The following is a 20,296-nucleotide window of genomic DNA, read 5'->3' as shown; positions in this document are numbered from 1 at the left end:
CTCGAGCTGGAATTGCCTTGGTGAGTCGGCGGCACGTCGACCTCGGCCGCATGTCCAGCGCCATTTGTCGGGCGGGCCGGGTCCGCATCCTGAGATGTCCGCTCATCCCGGAGCGGCGCCGGCCGGCGGACCCGCCTACGCGGTCCCCGTCATCCGGGCGAAGACCACCACGTTGCCCGCGTAGCCGGAGCCCGCCGCATAGGCGCCGCCGCAGGTCAGCACGCGCAGTTCGGGGCGCCCGGTGGTGCCGTAGACCTTCCGGGCGGGGAACTTGTGCTTGTCGAAGACCTGGATCCCGTAGACCTCGAAGACCGCGGTCCGGCCGTCCTTGCGGGTCACCCGGATCGTCCGGCCCTTCTCCAGGGCGCCCAGCCCGTAGAACACCGCCGGGCCGGCGGCGCTGTCGACATGCCCGACGAGGACGGCGGTGCCGTTCTCCCCCGGCGTCGGGGCGTCGGCGTACCAGCCCGCCAGCCCGGGCTCCCCGGCCGGCGGCGCCTCGATCCAGCCGTGCCCGTCCAGGCCCAGCGGCATCAGCGGGGCCGACACCCCGATCGACGCGATCGCCACCCGGGAGGGCACGGACCGGGGCAGCGGGGGCGGCGCCGGGCCGGTGGGCGGGAGGTCGCCGGGGAAGAGCACGCCGCCGGCCGCCGGCTGCGGCGGCCCGTCCGCCTCGCCGGACAGCCCCTGGCGCACCATGCCGAAGCCGATCAGCCCGGCCAGGGCCAGCACGCCCCACCGGGGCCGGCGGGTGGCGGCCGGTTCCCCGGACGCCGCGTCGGTCGGGCCTGCCGGGCTCATCGCTCACCTCCCGCGGCCGCGCGCCCCGCGGTGCACGGTCCGCAGTCGGCACGCCAGGGCCTGACCCATCGGACAGACCCTAGGCCCGCCCGCGGGGCGGCGGCGAGCGCAGGTGGCCGAACGGGTGGCGGCGTCCCGACCGGCTCCTCGGCCGCCCGGCCCCGCCGTGCCGGCTACGGATTCCCGGACACCGTGCCGGTTACGGGGTCTCGAACACCGCCTCGGCCAGCCGCTCGACCTGGTCCGGACCCGGGGACCAGCAGTAGAGCATCACTTCGTCCGCGCCGATCGCCCGGTACGCGGACGCCGAGGAGAGGGGAACGCACGTCCGCCCCCGAATTTCCGCCGCCTGCTCTTCCCCTCCCCTTCCCGCGCCGCCCGGTCATCCCCGGCGCGCCGCCGCGACCGCGGGCGCCGACGACTGGGGCAGCAGATGCGCCCGGGCCGCCGGCAGGTGGAGTTCCACCTCCACCCCGTCCGCGAAGCGGTACGGCCGGTGGGCCAGGACGCTCGCGAGATGGCGGCGCAGGCGGGACAGTTCGGCCCGCACCGTGACCGTACGGCTCTCGTCGCCGAACAGGTCCCGGGCGAGTTCGGCGGCGCTGCGCCCCTGCGGATGCGCGGCGAGGACGAACAGCAGCTCGGCATGGCGCGGCGTCAACTCGTGCACCCAGCTGCCGGCCGGGCCGCTCACGGTGATCGTCGGACCGTCCCGGCCGCTGACGTCCAGCACCACCCGGCTCGGTGTGAGGTCCGGCTCACGGCCCCCGACCCGGATCAGCCAGCCGCCCGGGAGCGGCTCCAGCACACAGCTGCCGTATCGCGGCAGCCACAGCGGCCCGGCCTGGGGCGCCTTGGGCAGCGCCACCCGGTCCGGCGGCGTCAGGCCGGTGACCCCCACCACCCAGCCGTTCGGGTCGACGGCCAGCGCCCGCCCGCCGAGCCGCGCCAGCACCGGCGCCGCGCTCGACCGCAGCCGCTCCAGGGACAGTTGGTGGCGGTCGCGCAGCTCGCCCTCCGCGAGCCGGGCGACCGCGGACACCAGGGAGAGCGTCGTGGGGTGGAAGGAGGGCGCCGGACCGCTGAGGTCCACCGTGCCCAGCAGCCGCCCGTCGCGCGGGTCGTGGAGCGGCGCCGCGGCACACGTCCACTGGTGGTGACTGCGTACGAAGTGCTCCGCGGAGTGCACCAGCACCGGCCGGCGGGCCACCAGCGCGGTGCCGATGGCATTGGTGCCGACGACGCCCTCCCTCCAGTCGGCGCCCTTGTCGAAGCCGAGCCGGTCGGCCATCCGGCGGACCGGCGCGCTGCCGTCCCGCCACAGCACCCGGCCCTCGGCGTCGGTGACGACCATGATCTGCTGCGCGGCGTCGGCGCCCGGCAACAGCCCCTCGTGGAGCACCGGCAGCACTGCCGCCAGCTGGGAGACCTGCCGACGGTGCGCCAACTCCGCGACGGACAGCAGGCGTTGCGGTGAATCCCGGTCCGGGTCCACCCCCGAGACCTGCGCCCGGCGCCAGGATTCGCCGATCACCGCGCGGGGTGCGGCGAGCGGAGCCCCGCCCGTCACCTCGCCCGCGAGCGTGGCCTCGTGGACCGTGGCGAGGCGGCGGGTGGTGGCGCGGACGTCGCGGTCCGACCAGAGGGCGCTGTCGATCGGTCTCTCGCTCACGCTGCTCTCCGTTGTGCACTCCGGTGGGCGGTGCCCAGCGAGCCGTCATCAGGCCGTCCTGGAAGGGCCATTGTTCCGGTCCGTCGCAACGCACTGCAACGCATTGCAACCGTTGTGGCCCATGAGGTGTGTGGGGGACTCTGGTGCCGGCGGCCGGTGGCGCCTCGCCACCGCGGGCTCGCCGGTCACCCGTCGGAGACCCCGCCGGTTGTCGCCGGGGACGCCATCGGCCGCCGCGCGACGTCGGCACGGTGCGGGAGGGGGCTCACCATGGTGTCCGCCGCCCCGCGTCTCGTGGTGATCGGAGCGGACGACGGGGTGCGCCTCGCGCGCGCCGCCCGGCTGGCCGGCCACTACGGGGTCCCCCGGCTGCCCGCCGCCGATCTCCTGCTCAGGCGTCAGCCGCTGCCGGCCGGCGGCTATGTCATCGACAGCGCCCCACAACTCCTCGACGCGGAGCGTGGCATCGGCGGTCTGCGCCCCGCGCTGGCCTTCGCCGACCTCGTCGTGCTGCTGCACGGCGAGGAGTGGACCGGCGCGGACGAGGCCCGCCGCGTGCTGCGCTACTACGAGGCGCGCGGGATGCTGGCCGCCTTTCCGCCGGACGCACCGGACGGCGACCTCATCGTGGCGGTCGACGCGGTGCTGCGCGGCCGCACCGAGGACCCGCCGGACGGGCCGGACGGCGGCCCCTGAGACCGGGAGCGGTGCCGAGTCGGCGCGGCACCGCTCCCCGACCGCCGCGGAGGTGGCCGGCCCGGCGTGGGTGACCTGCCCACCCGTCAAAGGGGCTGGACGTCGGCTTCGGCGGCATCACGGGAGCCCTCGACGAGACGACGCCCGACGCCTTGCTCCTTCCCTGGCCGCTTGTCCGAGAGGGCCGGCACGTCGGGTGCGTCGGGCAGGGGTGCCGCTGTGGGCCGGCGGGCGGCCAGTGCGGCTCCGGCCAGGACCAGGACGGTGCCGACGACCGTGCGGACGGTGACCGGTTCGGAGAGCAGGAGCACGCCCGCGGTGACCGCGACGACAGGTGCGACGTAGGTGATGAACGCGGCACGTGCCGGGCCCTCGGCGCCGATCAGGGCGAAGAACGCGGTGAAGCCGCCCGCGGTGCAGGCGGTGCCCAGGCCGATGACCGCGAGCAGGACCCGGGCCGTGAGCTGCGGAGCCGGTTCCGTGACCGCGGCCACCGCCAGCAGCGGACCGGCGGCCGGTACCAGCATGCCCGCGGCGACGGTCAGGGGCGGCACGTCCGGGAAGAGCCGGTGCATCAGCACCGCGCCCACCGCATAGCAGGCCGCGGCCACCCACACGAGGACGGCACCCGGGCCCGTGCCCGCCACCCCGAGCAGGACGACGACGCCGAGGAAGCCGAGCGCCGCACCCGCCCACGCCCCGCGCGGCGGCCGCCGGCGCTTCCCCCGGAACAGGCCCAGAGCCAGGATGAACAGCGGCTCCGTGGCGATCAGCACGCCGGCGAGTCCGGAGGACACCGTGCGCTCACCCACCGCGATGAGCGTGAGCGGCGCGGCGACCTCCACCGCGGCGAGCAGCAGCAGCGCCCGCCCTCGCTCGCGCAGCAGCCGCGGCAGGCCGCGCCGCCACGCCACCGGCAGGAGGACCAGGGCTCCCAGAGTGACCCGTCCGGCCGCCACGCTCACCGGCCCCAGCCCCTCCAAGGCCACGCTGATCAGGAGGTAGGGCACTCCCCAGAGCACGGACACGGTCAAAAACAGCAGCAGGCCACGGCGGCTCATCGGCACTCCACGGGTCGAAGACCTTGCCCGGATCGGGCAGGTGCCGACCGTACGTACGGGCATCGCCGCGCGGGAATGCACACTGTGCCGCTGAGCCGCCCTTCCACTTGCCGATTGTCAAGTCCCGGGGTGTGATCACGGCATGGCGACCCTTGACCCCACCGACTGGCAGCTGCTCGAACTGCTGCAGCAGGACGCCCGACTCGGCTTCCGCGAACTGGCCCGGCGGGTGGGGCTCAGCCCCCCGGCGGTGGCCGCCCGGGTACGGCGCCTGGAGAGCCTCCAGGTGATCACCGGCTACGGCGCGCGGGTCGACCCGGCCAAGGCCGGCTGGCCCGTCCACGCGTTCGTGGTGCTGTCCACCGCGGGCATCCGCCAGTCCCACCAGACCGCCCACCTCGCGCAGGCCGCGCCGCACATCCTCGAAGACCACCGTGTCACCGGCACCGACGACCACATCCTGCGCGTGGTCGCGAGCGAGATCGGCGCGCTCGAACCGCTCATCGACCAGCTCAACGAGCTCGGCAAGCCGGCGACCTCCTTCGTCCTCTCCTCGCCCAAGGCATGGGCCCCGATCCCGCCGCCCACCGCGTCCGGCTGACGCGGACACCGTGGCGGTCCGGCGGCGGACCGGCGCCGACCGGCCCGGCCCGCCGCGCCGCCGAGCCGACCCCTTCTCCGTCCCGCCGGGTCAGTGCGGCGGGCAGTCGTCGATCTCCGGCCGGGCCCGCTCCGCCACCGCCGCGAGATCCAGTGTGTGCGGCAGTGTCCCGAACGCCGCCCCCGCGTCGCCGCCGAGCCGGGAGGCGCAGAACGCGTCCGCGACCTCGGGCGGCGCGTGGCGCACCAGCAGCGATCCCTGGAGCACCGTCGCCATCCGCTCCACCAGCCGCCGGGCCCGGGCCTCGATGCCGTCCAGGTCGGCGAGTTCGGTGAGCATCGCCCTGATCGCCCGGTCCAGCCGGTGGTCCGCGCCGCGCGCCGTCCCGATCTCGGTCAGGAAGGCGTTCAGCGCGTCGGGTTCGCGGCGCAGGGCCCGCAGCACGTCCAGCGCCTGGACGTTGCCGGCGCCCTCCCAGATCGAGTTGAGCGGCGCCTCGCGCAGCAGCCGCGGCAGCCCCGACTCCTCCACGTAGCCGTTGCCGCCCAGGCACTCCAGCGCCTCGGCCACCACCGGGGTGCAGCGCTTGGTCACCCAGTACTTCGCCGCCGGCACCGCCAGCCGCAGAAAGTGCCGGTCCTGCTCGGTGTTGCCGTCGTACGCCGCCGCCAGCCGCAGCGCGAGGGTGGACGCCGCCTCCGACTCCAGCGCCAGATCGGCCAGCACGTTGCGCATCAGCGGCTTGTCGCTCAGCCGCCCGCCGAACGCCTCCCGGTAGGCGGCGTGGTGCGCCGCCTGTGCCACCGCCTGCCGCATCACCGCCGCCGACGCGGTGACGCAGTCCAGCCGGGTGGCCGCGACCATCTCGATGATGGTGGCCACCCCGCGCCCCTCCTCGCCGACCCGGCGGGCCCAGGTCTGCCCGTCGAACTCCACCTCCGCCGAGGCGTTCGAGCGGTTGCCGAGCTTGTCCTTGAGCCGCTGGATGCGAAACGCGTTACGGCTGCCGTCCGGCAGCACCCGGGGCAGCAGAAAGCAGGTGAGCCCTCCCGGTGCCTGGGCCAGCACCAGGAAGGCGTCCGACATCGGCGCCGAACAGAACCACTTGTGCCCGGTCAGGACGTACTCGCCGGGTGCCGCCAGTGGCTCGGCGCGGGTGGTGTTGGTCCGTACGTCGCTGCCGCCCTGCTTCTCCGTCATGGCCATCCCGGCCAGCGCACCGCCCTTCTCGGCGACCGGCCGCAGCTCCCGGTCGTACACCTGCGAGGTCAGCAGCGGCTCCCACTCTGCCGCCAGTTCCGGCTCGGCGCGCAGCGTGGGCACCGCCGCATGGGTCATCGACAGCGGGCAGCCGTGCCCCGCCTCGGCCTGGGTCCACACGAGGAAGCCGGCGGTGCGCCGCACATGGCCGTCGGGCCGGGACCAGGCGCCGGTCAGCCCGGCCGTGACGGCATGACCGAGCAGCCGGTGCCAGGCCGGGTGGAACTCGACCTCGTCGATGCGGTGGCCGTAGCGGTCATGGGTGTGCAGGACCGGCGGACAGTCATTGGCCTGCTCACCCCACTGCCGGGCGTGCGCGGAGCCGGCCGCCAGGCCCAGGGTGTTCAGCTCCTCGCGTACTTCGTCGAGCCGGGCCTCGGCGACGTGCCGGGCGATGCCCTCGGTGAGGACCGGGTCGCTCCCGAAGACGTTGTATCCGACCAGCGGCGGGGGTTGGTTCGTGACGGTGTGAGTGGTGGCTGCCATGCCCGATACGGTAAGGAGGTGCAGCCGGCAAACGAACCAACCGAGCGGCCCGCGGGGCGCCTGATCAAGGCCCGTGCCCTCTACCGCAATGTCTCCAAGCGCCGGCTGGCCTGGCTTCTGCTCAAGGACACCGTCCACTCCTGCATGACGTACCGGGTCACCGGTCTGGCCGCCGAGGCCGCCTTTTGGAGTCTGCTGTCGCTGCCCCCGCTGATCCTCGGGCTCCTCGGTGTGCTCGGCTACACCCAGGCGTGGATCGGGCACGACACCCTCAACGGCGTCCGGCAGCAGATCCTCTCCGCCGCCGGCACGGTGCTGTCCGGCCGCGGCGTGAACGAGATCGCCAAGCCGCTGCTGCACGATGTGTTCACCGGCCGCCGCCCCGATGTCATCTCCATCGGCTTCGCCATCGCCCTGTGGTCCGGCTCCCGGGCGATGAACGTCTTTGTCGACACCATCACCATCATGTACGGCCTCGACGGGCGGCGCGGCATCGTGCGGACCCGGCTGCTGTCGTTCGTGCTGTACCTCGCCGCGCTCCTCGTCGGCGCCGTCACCCTGCCACTGATGGTCGCCGGACCGGACGCCGTCGTGAGCTGGGTGCCGGCCAGCGAACACATCATCCGGGCGCTGTACTGGCCGGTCGTCCTGATCCTCTCGGTGGCCTTTCTGACCACGCTCTATCACGCGTCCGTACCGGTCCGTTCGCCCTGGCCCGAGGACATTCCCGGCGCGGTGGTGGCCCTCGGCATGTGGGTGCTCGGCAGCTTCCTGCTCCGCCTCTACCTCACCTCGACGGTCGAGGGCCCCACGATCTACGGCTCGTTGGCCGCACCGGTCGCGGTCCTGCTGTGGATCGGGGTGTCCGCCTTCGCGGTGCTGGTCGGGGCCGCGATGAACGCCTCACTCGACCGCGTGTGGCCCTCGGTCGCCACGGCCGCGGCCCGCGAGGAGGCCGCCCGCCGGCTGGAGGCCAGGGCCGCGGCGAAGCCCGCGGGTGAGGCGGCGGAACCGGGGGAGCCCAAGGGCACGGCAGAGCCCAAGGGCACGGCAGAGCCCAAGGGCAAGGGGGACGACGGGGAGCGGGGCCGGGGCGACGGACGCGACGGGGCCGGCGGCGAGCGGCCCGACACCGGCGGGGAGCGGGGCAGCGACGACTGAGCCGACCGGGCGGGCCGGGCCGCGGATCTTACGGACCCATGACACGGCGCTCCGTGCGCGGGTTCCAGCGCCCTCTCCCGCTTAGCGTGACCGGCATGCGTGTACTGGTCACCGGCGGCGCCGGCTTCATCGGATCGCAGGTCGTCGCGGCGCTCCTGGCGCGCGGGCACGAGCCCGTCGTGCTCGATGCGCTGCTTCCCTCGGCGCACCCCGAGCCCCCGCCCCCGCGTCCCGGGGAGCGGCGGATCGTCGCCGACGTACGGGACCGGGCGGCCGTCGACGCGGCCCTCGACGGGGTGCAGGCGGTCTGTCACCAGGCCGCGATGGTGGGCCTGGGCAAGGACTTCGCGGATGCGCCCGACTATGTGGGCTGCAACGACCTGGGCACCGCGGTGCTGCTGGCCGCGATGGCCGCGGCCGGTGTGCGGCAGCTGGTGCTCGCCGGGTCGATGGTGGTCTACGGGGAGGGGAGCTACACCTGCTCCCGCCACGGAGCGGTGCGGCCCGGGCCGCGGGCGGAGGCCGAGCTGGCGGCGGGGCGGTTCGAGCCGCGCTGCCCGCGGTGCGGCGCGGAGTTGCGGCCGGGGCTGGTCGGCGAGGACGCGCCCACCGATCCGCGCAACGTCTACGCGGCGACCAAGCTCGCCCAGGAGCACCTGGCCGCCTCCTGGGCGCGGGCGACCGGCGGCCGGGCCGTCTCGCTGCGCTATCACAACGTCTACGGGCCCGGGATGCCGCGCGACACCCCGTACGCGGGAGTGGCCTCGTTCTTCCGCTCGGCGCTGGCCCGCGGGCAGTCGCCGACGGTCTATGAGGACGGCGGCCAGCGGCGGGACTTCGTCCATGTGCGGGACGTCGCGGCGGCCAACGCGGTGGCGCTGTGGGCCCTGCCGGACCGCGCGCCGGGGACCCTGACGGCGTACAACACCGGCAGCGGAGTGCCGCACACCGTCGGGGAGATGGCGCAGACCCTGGCCGCGGCGTGCGGCGGGCCGCCGCCCGTGGTGACGGGGGAGTACCGGCTGGGCGACGTACGGCACATCACCGCATCGTCCCGGCGGATCGCCGCGGACCTCGGGTGGCGGGCGGCGACCGGATTCACCGAGGGGATGGCGGAGTTCGCCCGCGAAGGGATGCGGGCGGCTCCGTCCGCACGGCCCGCGGCGTCCACGTCGTCCGTGTGTCCCACGAACCCGATGTCCTGATGTTCCGCTTCCGAAGTGCAGGTGACGGCATGACCCCCTCCCCTTCCTCCGCGCCCTCCCCTTCGTCCCCGTCCCCAGGCCTCCGGCCCGGCTCGGTGGATGTCGTCCTGCCGTGCCTCGACGAGGCCGCCGCACTGCCCTGGGTGCTGGCCCGCATCCCGGCCGGCTGGCGGGCGATCGTCGTGGACAACGGCTCCACCGACGGCTCGGCCGAGATCGCCCGCGGCCTGGGCGCCACCGTGGTGCACGAGCCGCGCCGCGGCTTCGGTGCCGCCTGCCACGCCGGACTGCTCGCCGCCGACGCGGACATCGTCTGCTTCTGCGACTGCGACGCCTCCCTCGACCCGGCGCTGCTCACCCCGTTCGTCCGGGCCGTCCGCGACGGCGACAGCGATCTGGTGCTGGGCCGCCGCCGCCCCGAGGGGCGCGGCGCCTGGCCGCCGCACGCCCGGCTCGGCAACTTGGCGCTGGCCCGGATGTTGCGCCGGCGCACCGGACTGCGGCTGCACGACCTCGGCCCGCTGCGCGCAGCCCGGCGCACCGACCTGCTCGGCCTCGGCCTCACCGACCGCCGTAGTGGCTACCCCCTGCAGATGGTCGTCCGGGCCGCCGACGCCGGCTGGCGCGTCGAGGAACGCGAGGTGCCCTACCGGCCGCGCACCGGCCGCTCGAAGGTCACCGGCACCTGGCGCGGCACCTGGCATGCGGTGCGCGACATGCGCGCCGTCTTGAGTCGGCCGCCGCTGACGCCCCGTACCGAGGAGACGGCCCGATGACCGGGTCCACGGACCAGCCGGTCCGGCCGGGGCCCACGACGGTCCTGGTCATCGCCAAGGAACCGGTGCCGGGGCGGGTCAAGACCCGGCTCACCCCGCCCTACTCCCCGCACCAGGCAGCCTGGTTGGCCGAGGCCGCGCTGTACGACACCCTGCAGGCCGTCCGTGCGATGCCCGCCCGGCGGCGGGTGGTCGTCCTGGACGGCCGCCCGGGGAACTGGCTGCCGGCCGGCTTCGACGTCCGGCAGCAGAGCCCCGGCGGTCTCGACGAGCGGCTCGCCGCGGCCTTCGCCGGAAGCGCCGGCCCGACCCTGCTCATCGGCATGGACACCCCGCAGGTCACCCCCCAACTCCTCGCCCCGGCACTGGACTTCGGTGCCTGGGACGACTGCGACGCCTGGTTCGGGGCGGCCGACGACGGCGGGTTCTGGGCGCTCGGTCTGGCCGCTCCCGACCCCCGGTTGCTGCGCGGTGTCCCGATGTCCACCGACCGCACCGGCGCCGCCCAGCGCGCCCGGCTGACCGCCGCCGGACTCCGGGTACGGGACCTGCCGCCGCTGCGCGACGTCGACACCGCGGCCGATGCCGAGCAGGTCGCCGCCGCGGCACCGGACGGCCGCTTCGCCGCCACCCTGGCCCGGCTGACGGGGGTCACCGGACGATGAGCACTGTCCTACCGCCCATGACACGCACCGACCGGCAGCACCCCGTCTCCTGGGGGAGCGGACCCGTACCCAGATGCGGTACGCGGCACAGACCGGCTGGGCCCCGCCGGGCCGTGGGCCGACACCGGCACAGCGGATCAACTGCCGGGTGCCGAACGCTGCTTCGTCTCCCTGCGACGCCGGGCCGCCCCACGCAGCCGCGGCGGAAGTGTACGGCACAGCAGCCACAGGGCGGACAGCGCGCACAGCCCGGCGGTGAGCAGCAGCCAGCGGGCCAGGAACACCCCGCCGGGCAGGCCCGTCCCGGCCTCGTAGTGCGCCGCCGCACCGGGGTCCCATGAGCCCGCGATCAGCGGGAACCACACCAGCAACAGCATCCCCGACACCGCGGCGGGGACCCGGACGTACCCGGTCCGGGCCCGGTGCCGGGGCCCTTGTGCCGTGCGGCGGGCCAGCGCACGGTCGGCGGACGCATACAGCGGCAGCAGCACCAGATCGTGCAGCAGCGCCGCCCCGACGAACCACACGAGTACCAGCGGCCACTGGCCGCCGGCCAGCAGCCGCAGTCCCGCATAACCGGTGAGCGCGAACGAGGCGAGCATCAGCAGCAGATGCAGCGGCCCCTCGCCGTACCGCAGCCGGCGGCGCAGCGCGCCCACCGCCCGGACTGCCCGCGCACGCCACACCACGAGCCGCGCCCGCACCCTCACCCCTCCGCCCCGAACGTCAGCCGCGAGACCCACTTGGTGTTGAGCACCCCGGGGGCCGCCGGGACGATGATCCGCGCCGGATAACCGTGGTCCAGGGACAGCTCCGCACCACCCACCCGCAGCGCGAGCAGCGACCGCGGATCGCGCACCTGGTTGTCGCGCAGCGCGGCCCGGCGGAACGCGCCGTGCGCCTGGAGCGATTCGACCAGCACTCCGGGCGCCTGCGCACCGAGACCCACCAGCGCGGCGAGGTCCCGTAGCCGCACCCCGCCCCACTGCTGGTCGTCGGTCGACCAGCCCTCGACACAGGCGATCGGCAGCGCCGCCTCGTGCTGCGGCAGCGTCAGCAGCCGGGCGCGGCTGAGCCGTACGCGCCGCCCACCGCCCTCGACCGTCAGCCGCCAGTCGTCGCCGGTGTCCCGGGCCCGGATGCCGAGGGCCGCGGCGGTCTTGTTGATCTGGAAGGCGTTCGGGCCGCTGCCCGGATCCCGTCCGCCGTGCGGCGCCAGCAGGGCGGTACGCCGCCATCCTCCGCCGATGCTCTGCCCCGCCGATGTCGCGAACAGCACCAGCGAACCGGCCCCGACCAGACCCAGCGCACCGCGCCGGGTCACGGTCGGCCGGTCCGGCAGGGCCGCCACCAGCCCGGTGTCGTCGGCCGCCGCCGGCGGGTCGCGGCGCTCGCGCAGCGCCCGCACGGCCCGGGGCAGACGCAGCACGACATGCACGGCGAACGCGCCGATGAACACCCACGCACCGTAGAAGTGCAGCGGATAGAACGAGCCCGGGAAGACGTAATCCAGCTGGATGTTCAGCAGCCCGGTGACGAACTCGAACAGCACCCCGCCGACCAGCAGCAGCAGCGACATCCGCTCCAGCGCATGACCGACGGACCGGGCCGGCGGCAGGGTGAACAACTTGGGGATCACCGACCACAGCTTCGCCAGCACCACGGGCACCAGCGTGATCCCCAGGGTGACGTGCAGTCCCTGGGTGAGGCGGTAGAGCCAGTGCGGACCGGTCGGCCAGCTGAAGAGGTAGCAGCCCAGCAGTCCCTTGCCGGGCGTCTTGTCGTTGACGCCGCCGACCAGATCCGGGTTGTACGCGGCGTACGACAGCAGACCGGTCACGAACAGCAGCGTGATCCCGGCCAGCAGCACGGCGCCGAGCACCGCGGTCAGCCATGGGCCGCGCAGCGGACTGCGCCAGAACGACGGCGAGGTCGGGGGAGTGAGCGAGGGGCGGTCACCCATGGTGTGTCCTCGGCGGTCGGTGCGACGGCGGTCCGTCGCGCGTGAACTGCCCGGCGATCGGGGCCGGACGGGACCTGGTGGCGACGCTATGCCGCGACCGGTGTGCCGAGGGGCGGTGACCCAGGACGAAACTCCGACATCGGCGGAACGGCGGAACGGCGGAACGGCGTCGGCAGAATCTGACGGAACGGTGACGCGCCGGCCGCCGGGCGGCCCGGGCCGCCCGGCGGCGCCTAGCGTGCTGCTGTGACTCCCCGCGTGACCACCGATGTGACTCCCCGTGCGACCACCGAAGAACCTGCCGGGTACCGAGCCGATCTGCGGGCGGCAGCGGCCGGCCTCCTCCTCGTCACGGCTGCCGCCGTCGTGGGCACGGTCATCGAACGGAGCAACGGCAGTCTGCACGTCAACTGGCCCCCGCTGTACGCCTCGTGGTTCCCGCACCTGGGCCCCGGCACCCCCGCCGCGCTCGCGGTCGGCGCCGCCGTGATCCTCCACGGTCCGTCACTCGCGGCCCGGCTGCCCTGGCGTCGGCTCGTCCTGGCGGGCTGGGTCGCCGCCCTGGCCTGGACCTGGTCGCTGGCGCTGATCGACGGCTGGCAGACCGGCATCGCCCGGCGCCTCACCACCGCATACGAGTACCTGACCGTCATCCGCCGCTTCGACGACGCCGGCGCGGCGGTGCGCGACTTCACCCGCCACATCCTCAACAACGGCCCGGACCACTGGCCCGCCCATGTCGCCGGGCACCCCCCGGCCGCCGTGCTCACCTTCGTCGGCCTGGACCGCATCGGGCTCGGCGGCGGTGGCTGGGCCGGGGTCTGGTGCCTCACCGTCGGTACCTCCGCCGTGGCCGCGGTCCTCGTCGCGCTGCGCGCCCTCACCGACGAGCCGACCGCCCGCCGGGCCGCCCCGTTCCTGGTCCTTGCCCCGTCCGCCGTGTGGGTGGGCACCTCGGCGGACGGCTATTTCGCGGCGGTCGCCGCCTGGCCCCTGGCCCTGCTCGCCCTGGCCGCCACCCGCCGCTCGCGCCACCCTGCCGCCGCCGCCCTGGCCTCCGGGGTGCTCTTCGGCCTGGCCTGCTATCTCTCCTACGGCCTCACCCTGATCGCGGTGATCGCCGGCGCGGTGCTGTGGCTCACCCGGACCCTGCGCCCGCTGCCCTTCCTGGCGGCCGGTGCCGGGGCCGTCGCTGCCGCCTTCACCCTGGCGGGATTCTCCTGGTGGGAGGGCTATCAGCTGCTGGTCGAGCGCTATTACCAGGGCGCCGCGGGCGTCCGCCCGTACGCCTACTGGGTGTGGGGCAACCTCGCCTGCACCGTGCTGATCACCGGCCTGGCGACGGTGGCCGGGGTGCGCCGCACCCTCGTGGCGGCCCCCACCGCCCTGCGGGGGCCGCGGCCGTCCGCCGGACCGCCGCGCGACCCCGCCGACCGGCTGGTCGTCCTCGTGCTGAGTGTGCTGCTCGCCGTGCTGGTCGCCGATCTCTCCGGGATGAGCAAGGCGGAGACCGAACGGGTATGGCTGCCGTTCGCCGCCTGGTTGCCGGCGGCCTGCGCCCTGCTGCCCGCGGCCCGGCAACGCCACTGGCTGGCGGCCCAAGCCGTCCTTGCCCTGCTCCTCAACCACCTTCTGTACACCGGATGGTGACGGGGAGTCGGTTCAGGGTGGGCGGGCTCAGGCGAGGTAGGGACGGGTCGAGTTGACCCGGCCGGGGCGCAGGATGCGGAGCGGTCCGCGATTGCAGGACGGGCACTCGGCGCGGGTCAGCGGGGAGGCGACGCGGACGCCGCGGGTGAAGTAGTCGGCGCGCCGGTGGCCGGCCAGATCCGTGGTGTGCCGGATCTCGTACTCCTCTTCCCAGCCGTGCCCGCAGTGCAGACAGACGAAGGAATATGCCTCGTGAACCGTCTCGGTGTCCCGTTCCATGGTGATCACGCCCTCTCCCGGGCCCGCCGCGCTCGCACCGGGTCCGGATGCATGCCGCTCCTCCCATTATGGCGCTGTGCGACGGTGCGCGGGGGGCCGGATCCACGGGCTGTGGATCGCTGCCGGCAGCGCCTGCGACCAGGCACGATGCCGTCACCGGGTATAAAGGCGCCATGGGGCACGACGCGCACGGCGTACCGCGGCCGGCCGGGGTGGCCGCGCCCGGCAGCCATCTCGACCACGACCTCGACCACGACGTCGAGGAGGTCATCGCCGCGGTGCTGACCGCCTCCCGGCTGCTGGTGGGGATCTCCGCCCGGGCACTCGGCCGGACCGCACCCTCCCTCACCCTGCCCCAGCTGCGGGCCCTGGTGGTGCTGGAGAGTCAGGGGCCGGTCAAGCTCGCCTCGCTGGCCGGTGCGCTGGGCGTCAATCCGTCCACCGCGATGCGGATGGTGGACCGGCTGGAGGCAGCCGGCAGCGTCACCCGGCAGGCCAACCCCGGCAACCGCCGCGAGGTCGTGCTGAGCCTCACGGAGCCGGGCCGGGCGCTCGTCGAGGAGGTGCTCGCCGCCCGGCACACGGAGATCGCCGCGATCGTGTCCCGGCTGCCGGCCGGCGAACGCGCCGGGCTCATCGGCTCGCTGCGGGCCCTGACCGACGCGGCGGGCGAGCCGCCGGTGGCTCCGCGGCCGGCCCCGCCGCCGGAGTCGGCCGCGCCGTAGCCGGGCCGGAAGTCAGTTCCGGCTGTGCTCCAGGGCCTGGTACACCGCCCGGACCAGCCCGGCGTTGCGTGGATCGAGGCCCGTGGTGCCCCCGCCGTACTTGTTCATGGTGTACGCGTACGACAGCCGGTTCTCCGGGTCCGCGAAGGCGTACGAGCCGCCCGCGCCGCCGTGTCCGAACGCCCGCGGATTGGGCCCCGCCTGGCCCTGGTGGTTGAGCATGTAGCCCAGCCCCCAGCGGTGTTCGTCGCTGTCCGGGGCGAGTGCGCCGATGGTCAGATCACGCTCGCCCGGCAGGCTCTGCGACCGGCGCATCGCCTCCAGGGTGGCGGGCCGCACGAGCGCGCCGCCCACCAGCGCGCCGTACACGGTCGCCAGCCCGTGGGCGGAAGCGTGCGCGTTGCCCGCCGGGATCTCGGCGGACCGGTAGGCGGCGCTGTTGACATCGCCGGTGGGGACGTACGTCAGCGCCAGCGCGACGACGGCATACGGATGGTCGGACAGCGCCGTGAACGGCGGCTTCGGCAGGCCGGGGAGCTGCCGGGCGAGCCGTGCCTCGTCCAGCTGCCCGACCATGTCGGCACAGCGGACGTGCTCCTCGGCGGGGGTGCCGATGAACACGCGCGCGCCCAGCGGCCCGGTGATCTCGTTGCGCAGGAAGGTGCCGAGGGACTGCCCGGTGATCCGCCGGACGACCTCGCCCACGAGGTATCCGAAGGTCACCGCGTGATAGCCCTGTGCGGTGCCCGGCTCCCACCACGGTTCGGTGGCCGCCAGGGCGGCGCACACCCGGTCCCAGTCGTAGGCGTCCCGTGCGGACAGCCGCTCACGGGGGGCGATCAGCCCGGCGCGGTGGCTGAGCAGCCAGCGCACGGGGAGGTCCTGCTTGCCGGCCTGAGCGAACTCGGGCCAGTAGTGGGCGACCGGGGCATCGAGGTCCAACTCGCCGCGGTCCACGAGGAGATGGGCACACAGCGCGGTCATTCCCTTGGACGTCGAGTAGACGTTGACGAGGGTGTCGCGCTCCCAGGCGCGGGCCCCGGCCGCGTCCGCGTGGCCGCCCCACAGGTCGACCACCGCCTCGCCGTCCACGATCACCGCGACCGCCGCGCCGACATCGCCGTGCTCGCTGAAGTTCCGTGCGAAGGCTTCCCGTACGCCCGCGAAACCCGGTGCGCAGTGGCCGTTGACGGTGGCTGGTCCCACGGTGGCTCTCCTCGCGTCGTCCGTGTGCGGTCATCCCGTGCTTCCGTATCTGCGTACGGCGTACGTATCGGATGATCCGCCCGGGTCGATGCCCATGGCAACCATGTGAGGCCGGACGGCGGAGTATCGGCGTGGTGCGGCGCCGCGGCGGCCGGGGCAGGGGTGCTGCCGTACCGCCGCGGCCGGTGAAACCCCAGGTCGGCGGCCTCGGCGCGCGCCCCGACGCGAGGACATGCGGCGGCCGGGGGAGGGCCCCTGAGGGGCGGGGGCCGGTAGCGTCGCCCGTGCCGCCCGGAGGCGCGTCAGGTCATCTTCCCCCCGACCGATGAATCGGCCCGGCGGGCGCGGTCCACCCCACCGAACCCGCAGGTCCACGCCCATCGGAGGACGCCATGTCTGCCACCACGCCGCCCGCCACCGCCGTCCAGCCGGTGGTCGTCACCCCCGACCTCGACCGGCTGCGGGACTTCTACCGCGAGCTGGCCGGCGCGGAGGAGTTCACCCGGGTGCCCGAGGAGGGCCCGGCCTTTTTCGTCGGACTGCGGGTCCGGGGCTCGGAGCTGGGCCTCGTCGCGGACCCGAACGTGGCGACCGGCACCCCGACGCGCATCCTGCTCAGCCTCGCCGTCGCGGACGTCGACACCCTCCTGGACCGGGTCGAGCCCCTCGGCGGAACGGTGCGCAGCCCGGCCCATGACATGCCCTGGGGGCGGCGGGTCGCCCACATCCAGGACCCGGACGGCAACGCGGTCAACCTCACCCAGCAGATCTGACCGGGGCGGCGCCCGCCCTCCTTCGGGGCCGTCGGCCGTGCCGGAGTCGGCCGGTCAGCTCTGGTTCTGCTCCAGCGCGTGGAGGTAGGCGTCCATGAAATGGTCCCGGACGCCGTCGGAGGTGGGCGCGAGGGCATCGGCGGTGAGGCCTCTGGCATGGTCGAGCACGCCGCTGAGCAGCGGCATGGTGTGGTGGATGGCGCCCTTGGAGTCGATGTAGCGCAGCGCGGAGACGTGATGGAAGGTGGGCTCCGGGGGCAGCTGCGGCACGATGTCGTTGTTGTTGACGAAGCGGTACATCCGGTCCGAGAAAGCCGTATTGAAGTCCTTGGACAGCTGTCTGTCGCAGGTGCGCGGCTGGCCGAAGGTGTAGACGCCGTTGGCCGTCACATGCGGTTCCTCGAAATGCAGCCGGGCCCCCGCCAGCATCGCCAGCGCCCCGCCCAGGCTGTGGCCGGTGAACCACACCGTCTGGCCGTTGTCGCGGAACTCGTCGACGGCGGCGCGGACCTGCGGCCAGACGGACTGCAGGGCCTCGGCGAAGCCGTAGTGGACGTACCCCCGGCCGCCGGGGCCGGGCCATGGCGGAGTGGTGGCGTCCGAGAGCCAGTCGCGCAACCGGTCCGGCTCCGTCCCGCGGAAGCTGGTGATGATCATGCTGTGACCGCCGAGGGTGTACGCCTGGGTGTCCTCCAGCGGGAACGGTGGACGGAACGTGGTGTGGTGATGGCGCACCCGGTCGAAGCCCCAGGCCCGGGCGGCGGCATCGACGGCTGCCTCGTCCTGGTAGGCGAGCGCGGCGGCGCGCGCCATGGCGAGTGCATGGCGGACGGTGTAGCCGGTGGCTTTCTGGTCGATCGCGGTGCTGGTCAACGAAGGCTCCTGGTGGTCGACGGTGGATGCGGCGGTTGCCGGGCCAGGGTCTGTCGTTTGGATCAGGCCCTGGGCGCGCCCTCCGCCCCTGATTACAGAGAGCTTGCACTGGCTACTCAGCGTAACTCCGGGGCGGAGCGCTGTGCCGTGCCGCCCGTTCAAACCACTCGTTCGAGCCTCCGGTCGCACACAACGGGCCGCCGGGCGAGCCTGGAAGCGTTCGGCTCCGGAGGACGGTCCACGAAGGAAGGCCCCACAGTGAACGGCGCACAGCAGGCGGCACACGCGGAACATGTACCGGCCGAGGTGATGGTGGAACTGGAGAGCTGTGCGACCCAGGACGCACATGCGGTCTTCAGCGCGCTGCGCACCACCTTCAGCTCCGACCGGGAGGCGGACGACGTACCCGAGGAGATGGCCGGCCCGGGTGCGACCGTGTGGACCTCGACCTTCGACGTGAGCGACCGCAAGGCCGCGGCCGAGCCCCGCCGCCTGTCCGCACCGGTCGTGGTCAGCCTCCAGGGCGGCTACTGGGCGGTTGACGAGCTGTGCAGGGGCCTGGAGTCGGCGTTCGCGGTGCGTGTCCTCGGCACCGCGGCCGGCGACCAGGAAAAGGAGGTCGAGCTGCGGCTGGAGACCCGCTAGGGAGCAGCGGAAGGGGGCGGACGGGGGGACCACGGGGATCACGACCACGGCGCAGAACGACGGCCCGGGCCGCAGCACCTGTCCCAGGGCCCGGCGCGGAAAGGCAGGAGCGAGTGGAGCCCACCTCACCTCCGGCGGACGGCGGCGCTGCCGCACCGGCCGCCGAGTCGCGTTCCGAGCTGGTCCTGCACGTCAACGACGTGGCGTACACCGTGACCGTGGACCACCGGACCACGGTCCTGGACCTGCTCCGCGAACACTTCGTTCTCACCGGTGCCAAGAAGGGCTGCGACCACGGACAGTGCGGCGCCTGCACGGTGCTCGTCGACGGGCGGCGCGCCAACAGCTGTCTGCTGCTGGCCGTGGCCCAGGACGGGCGGCACCTCACGACGGTCGAGGGCCTGGCCGACGGGGATCGCCTGCACCCCCTCCAGGAAGCCTTCCTGGAGCGCGACGCGTTCCAGTGCGGCTACTGCACCCCGGGCCAGCTCTGTTCGGCCGCCGGTGTGCTGGCCGAGGCCGCGGACGGCTTCCCGTCCCACGTCACCCCGGCCACCGCGGACCCCACCGCACCGGTCGCGCTCACCGCCGACGAGATCCGCGAGCGGATGAGCGGCAATCTGTGCCGCTGCGGCGCCTATCCGCGGATCGTCGAAGCGGTCGCGGACGCCTGCGCCGGGCCCGGCGGAACCGCTCCGTCCGAGGGCCAGGAGGTGGCGCGGTGAAACCGTTCGGATATCTGCGGGCGACCAGCGTCGAGGAGGCCGTACGGGCCGCCGCCGGCCGGCCCGGCGCCCGCTTCCTTGCGGGCGGCACCAACCTCGTCGATCTGATGAAACTGGGCGTGGAGGCACCGCCGCTGCTCATCGACGTCACCCGGCTGCCGCTGGCGGACATCGAGGAACTGCCGGACGGCGGGCTGCGGATCGGTGCGATGGTCCGCAACAGCGACCTCGCGGCGGCCGTCCCCGTACGCGAGCGCTATCCCGTCCTGTCGCAGGCGCTGCTGGCCGGCGCCTCGGGGCAGCTGCGGAACACCGCGACCACCGGCGGCAATCTGCTCCAGCGCACCCGCTGCCTGTATTTCCAGGACACCACCAAGCCCTGCAACAAGCGCTCCCCGGGCACCGGCTGCCCGGCCCGCGACGGTGTGCACCGCGACCTGGCCGTCCTGGGCCACTCCGCGCACTGCGTCGCCACCCAGCCCTCGGACCTGGCGGTGGCCCTGGCCGCCCTGGACGCCGAGGTGCAGCTGCACGGCCCCGACGGGGAGCGCACGGTAGCGGTGACCGACTTCCACAGGCTGCCCGGCGACCGGCCCGAGCAGGACACCGAGATCCGGCCCGGCGAACTGCTCACCGCCGTCCGGCTCCCGCCGGCCGCCCTCGGTGCGCGCTCCCGCTACCGCAAGGCCCGCGACCGCGCCTCCTTCGCGTTCGCCCTGGCCTCCGTGGCCGCCGTACTGGAAGTGCGGGACGGCGTCGTGGGGCGGGCGGCGCTGGCGTTCGGCGGGCTCGCGCACCGGCCGTGGCGGGCCCGTGCGGCCGAGGAGGTGCTGCACGGCGCACCCGCCACCGAGGACACCTTCGCCCGCGCCGCGGACGCCGAACTCGCCGCCGCCCGCCCGCTGCGCGACAACGCCTTCAAGGTCGAGCTCGCCCGCAACCTGGCCGTCAGCGTGCTGGCCGGCCTGGCGCGCCCGGCCGCCGACCGCTGACCGAAGCCCCCGGCCCCCGACCGCCGACACCACGACGACCGGAGCGCCACTGCCGTAGCCGTCCCCCCGATCCCCGCC

21 protein-coding genes and 1 pseudogene are annotated in these 20,296 nt (G+C 74.4%); 12 read left to right on the top strand and 10 right to left on the bottom strand.

The features are described from left to right. Positions 1-135: 135 nt before the first annotated feature. From EST92_RS23140 to EST92_RS23130, 3 genes and pseudogenes are all read right to left on the bottom strand, one after another. On the bottom strand, positions 136-804 hold the full coding sequence (locus tag EST92_RS23140) for a class F sortase (RefSeq protein WP_129282755.1): 669 nt from the start codon (positions 802-804) through the stop codon (positions 136-138). A 199-nt stretch (positions 805-1,003) separates the two neighbouring features. After that, a pseudogene (locus EST92_RS32330) lies at positions 1,004-1,114 on the bottom strand (LLM class flavin-dependent oxidoreductase); the annotation flags it as partial. Between the two features lie 72 nt (positions 1,115-1,186). After that, positions 1,187-2,476, bottom strand: coding sequence for a GAF domain-containing protein (locus EST92_RS23130; RefSeq protein ID WP_129282754.1), 1,290 nt, complete (start codon positions 2,474-2,476; stop codon positions 1,187-1,189). A gap of 270 nt (positions 2,477-2,746) precedes the next feature. Between EST92_RS23130 and EST92_RS23125 the strand changes: the two genes are divergently transcribed. Then, the gene (locus tag EST92_RS23125) at positions 2,747-3,172 is read left to right on the top strand and encodes a hypothetical protein (protein WP_129282753.1); all 426 of its coding nucleotides are present in this window, start codon (positions 2,747-2,749) and stop codon (positions 3,170-3,172) included. Between the two features lie 86 nt (positions 3,173-3,258). Here the strand turns inward: EST92_RS23125 and EST92_RS23120 are convergent, their stop codons facing one another. Further along, positions 3,259-4,233, bottom strand: coding sequence for an EamA family transporter (locus EST92_RS23120; RefSeq protein WP_161981760.1), 975 nt, complete (start codon positions 4,231-4,233; stop codon positions 3,259-3,261). Between the two features lie 142 nt (positions 4,234-4,375). On the opposite strand from EST92_RS23120, the gene EST92_RS23115 reads away from it, so the two are divergent. Next, complete coding sequence (locus EST92_RS23115) at positions 4,376-4,834, top strand: Lrp/AsnC family transcriptional regulator (RefSeq protein ID WP_129282751.1); 459 nt, start codon at positions 4,376-4,378, stop codon at positions 4,832-4,834. Between the two features lie 90 nt (positions 4,835-4,924). Here the strand turns inward: EST92_RS23115 and EST92_RS23110 are convergent, their stop codons facing one another. Further along, positions 4,925-6,580, bottom strand: a complete 1,656-nt coding sequence (locus EST92_RS23110; RefSeq protein ID WP_129282750.1) for an acyl-CoA dehydrogenase family protein — start codon at positions 6,578-6,580, stop codon at positions 4,925-4,927. Positions 6,581-6,598: 18 nt separating this feature from the next. On the opposite strand from EST92_RS23110, the gene EST92_RS23105 reads away from it, so the two are divergent. The 4 genes from EST92_RS23105 (at position 6,599) to EST92_RS23090 (ending at position 10,387) form a co-directional block, all read left to right on the top strand. Continuing rightward, on the top strand, positions 6,599-7,741 hold the full coding sequence (locus EST92_RS23105) for a YihY/virulence factor BrkB family protein (protein ID WP_129282749.1): 1,143 nt from the start codon (positions 6,599-6,601) through the stop codon (positions 7,739-7,741). Between the two features lie 95 nt (positions 7,742-7,836). Beyond that, positions 7,837-8,946 carry an NAD-dependent epimerase/dehydratase family protein gene (locus tag EST92_RS23100; protein WP_129282748.1) on the top strand — a complete coding sequence of 370 codons (1,110 nt, stop codon included), beginning with the start codon at positions 7,837-7,839 and terminating at the stop codon, positions 8,944-8,946. Between the two features lie 29 nt (positions 8,947-8,975). Further along, a complete protein-coding gene (locus EST92_RS23095; RefSeq protein WP_254068967.1) occupies positions 8,976-9,722 on the top strand; it encodes a glycosyltransferase family 2 protein in 747 nt (248 codons plus the stop codon). Continuing rightward, on the top strand, positions 9,719-10,387 hold the full coding sequence (locus tag EST92_RS23090) for a TIGR04282 family arsenosugar biosynthesis glycosyltransferase (RefSeq protein WP_129282747.1): 669 nt from the start codon (positions 9,719-9,721) through the stop codon (positions 10,385-10,387). Before EST92_RS23095 ends, EST92_RS23090 begins: the two co-directional genes overlap by 4 nt. A gap of 137 nt (positions 10,388-10,524) precedes the next feature. On the opposite strand, the gene EST92_RS23085 is transcribed toward EST92_RS23090, so the two are convergent. Further along, positions 10,525-10,989, bottom strand: a complete 465-nt coding sequence (locus EST92_RS23085; RefSeq protein ID WP_254068968.1) for a hypothetical protein — start codon at positions 10,987-10,989, stop codon at positions 10,525-10,527. Positions 10,990-11,093: 104 nt separating this feature from the next. Next, positions 11,094-12,350, bottom strand: a complete 1,257-nt coding sequence (locus tag EST92_RS23080; protein ID WP_129282746.1) for a molybdopterin-dependent oxidoreductase — start codon at positions 12,348-12,350, stop codon at positions 11,094-11,096. A gap of 246 nt (positions 12,351-12,596) precedes the next feature. Here EST92_RS23080 and EST92_RS23075 point away from each other — a divergent pair, with 246 nt between their 5' ends. Continuing rightward, positions 12,597-14,000: a hypothetical protein gene (locus tag EST92_RS23075; protein ID WP_129282745.1), complete on the top strand. Its 1,404-nt coding sequence runs from the start codon at positions 12,597-12,599 to the stop codon at positions 13,998-14,000. Positions 14,001-14,027: 27 nt separating this feature from the next. On the opposite strand, the gene EST92_RS23070 is transcribed toward EST92_RS23075, so the two are convergent. Beyond that, on the bottom strand, positions 14,028-14,279 hold the full coding sequence (locus tag EST92_RS23070; protein ID WP_234371982.1) for a hypothetical protein: 252 nt from the start codon (positions 14,277-14,279) through the stop codon (positions 14,028-14,030). Positions 14,280-14,452: 173 nt separating this feature from the next. Here EST92_RS23070 and EST92_RS23065 point away from each other — a divergent pair, with 173 nt between their 5' ends. Continuing rightward, positions 14,453-15,004, top strand: coding sequence for a MarR family transcriptional regulator (locus tag EST92_RS23065; protein WP_129282744.1), 552 nt, complete (start codon positions 14,453-14,455; stop codon positions 15,002-15,004). Between the two features lie 12 nt (positions 15,005-15,016). Here the strand turns inward: EST92_RS23065 and EST92_RS23060 are convergent, their stop codons facing one another. Continuing rightward, entirely contained in the window at positions 15,017-16,210 is a 1,194-nt protein-coding gene (locus tag EST92_RS23060; RefSeq protein ID WP_129282743.1) for a serine hydrolase domain-containing protein, read from the bottom strand. 392 nt (positions 16,211-16,602) lie between these two features. On the opposite strand from EST92_RS23060, the gene EST92_RS23055 reads away from it, so the two are divergent. After that, positions 16,603-16,983, top strand: a complete 381-nt coding sequence (locus tag EST92_RS23055) for a VOC family protein (RefSeq protein WP_129282742.1) — start codon at positions 16,603-16,605, stop codon at positions 16,981-16,983. 54 nt (positions 16,984-17,037) lie between these two features. Here EST92_RS23055 and EST92_RS23050 read toward each other — a convergent pair whose 3' ends face one another. Continuing rightward, a complete protein-coding gene (locus EST92_RS23050; RefSeq protein ID WP_129282741.1) occupies positions 17,038-17,856 on the bottom strand; it encodes a lipase family protein in 819 nt (272 codons plus the stop codon). Positions 17,857-18,114: 258 nt separating this feature from the next. Here EST92_RS23050 and EST92_RS23045 point away from each other — a divergent pair, with 258 nt between their 5' ends. From EST92_RS23045 to EST92_RS23035, 3 genes are all read left to right on the top strand, one after another. Further along, positions 18,115-18,501: a hypothetical protein gene (locus EST92_RS23045; RefSeq protein ID WP_129282740.1), complete on the top strand. Its 387-nt coding sequence runs from the start codon at positions 18,115-18,117 to the stop codon at positions 18,499-18,501. 113 nt (positions 18,502-18,614) lie between these two features. After that, a complete protein-coding gene (locus EST92_RS23040; RefSeq protein ID WP_129282739.1) occupies positions 18,615-19,226 on the top strand; it encodes a 2Fe-2S iron-sulfur cluster-binding protein in 612 nt (203 codons plus the stop codon). Beyond that, positions 19,223-20,218 (top strand): xanthine dehydrogenase family protein subunit M, encoded by a 996-nt coding sequence (locus tag EST92_RS23035; protein WP_129282738.1) that lies wholly within the window; start codon positions 19,223-19,225, stop codon positions 20,216-20,218. Before EST92_RS23040 ends, EST92_RS23035 begins: the two co-directional genes overlap by 4 nt. Positions 20,219-20,296: the final 78 nt, after the last annotated feature.

Origin of the sequence: Streptomyces sp. TM32 (assembly GCF_004122755.1) — a bacterium.
GTDB lineage: Bacteria > Actinomycetota > Actinomycetes > Streptomycetales > Streptomycetaceae > Streptomyces > Streptomyces sioyaensis.
Note: the sequence above shows the minus strand (reverse complement) of the source record. Positions and strands in the feature narration are given on the sequence as shown.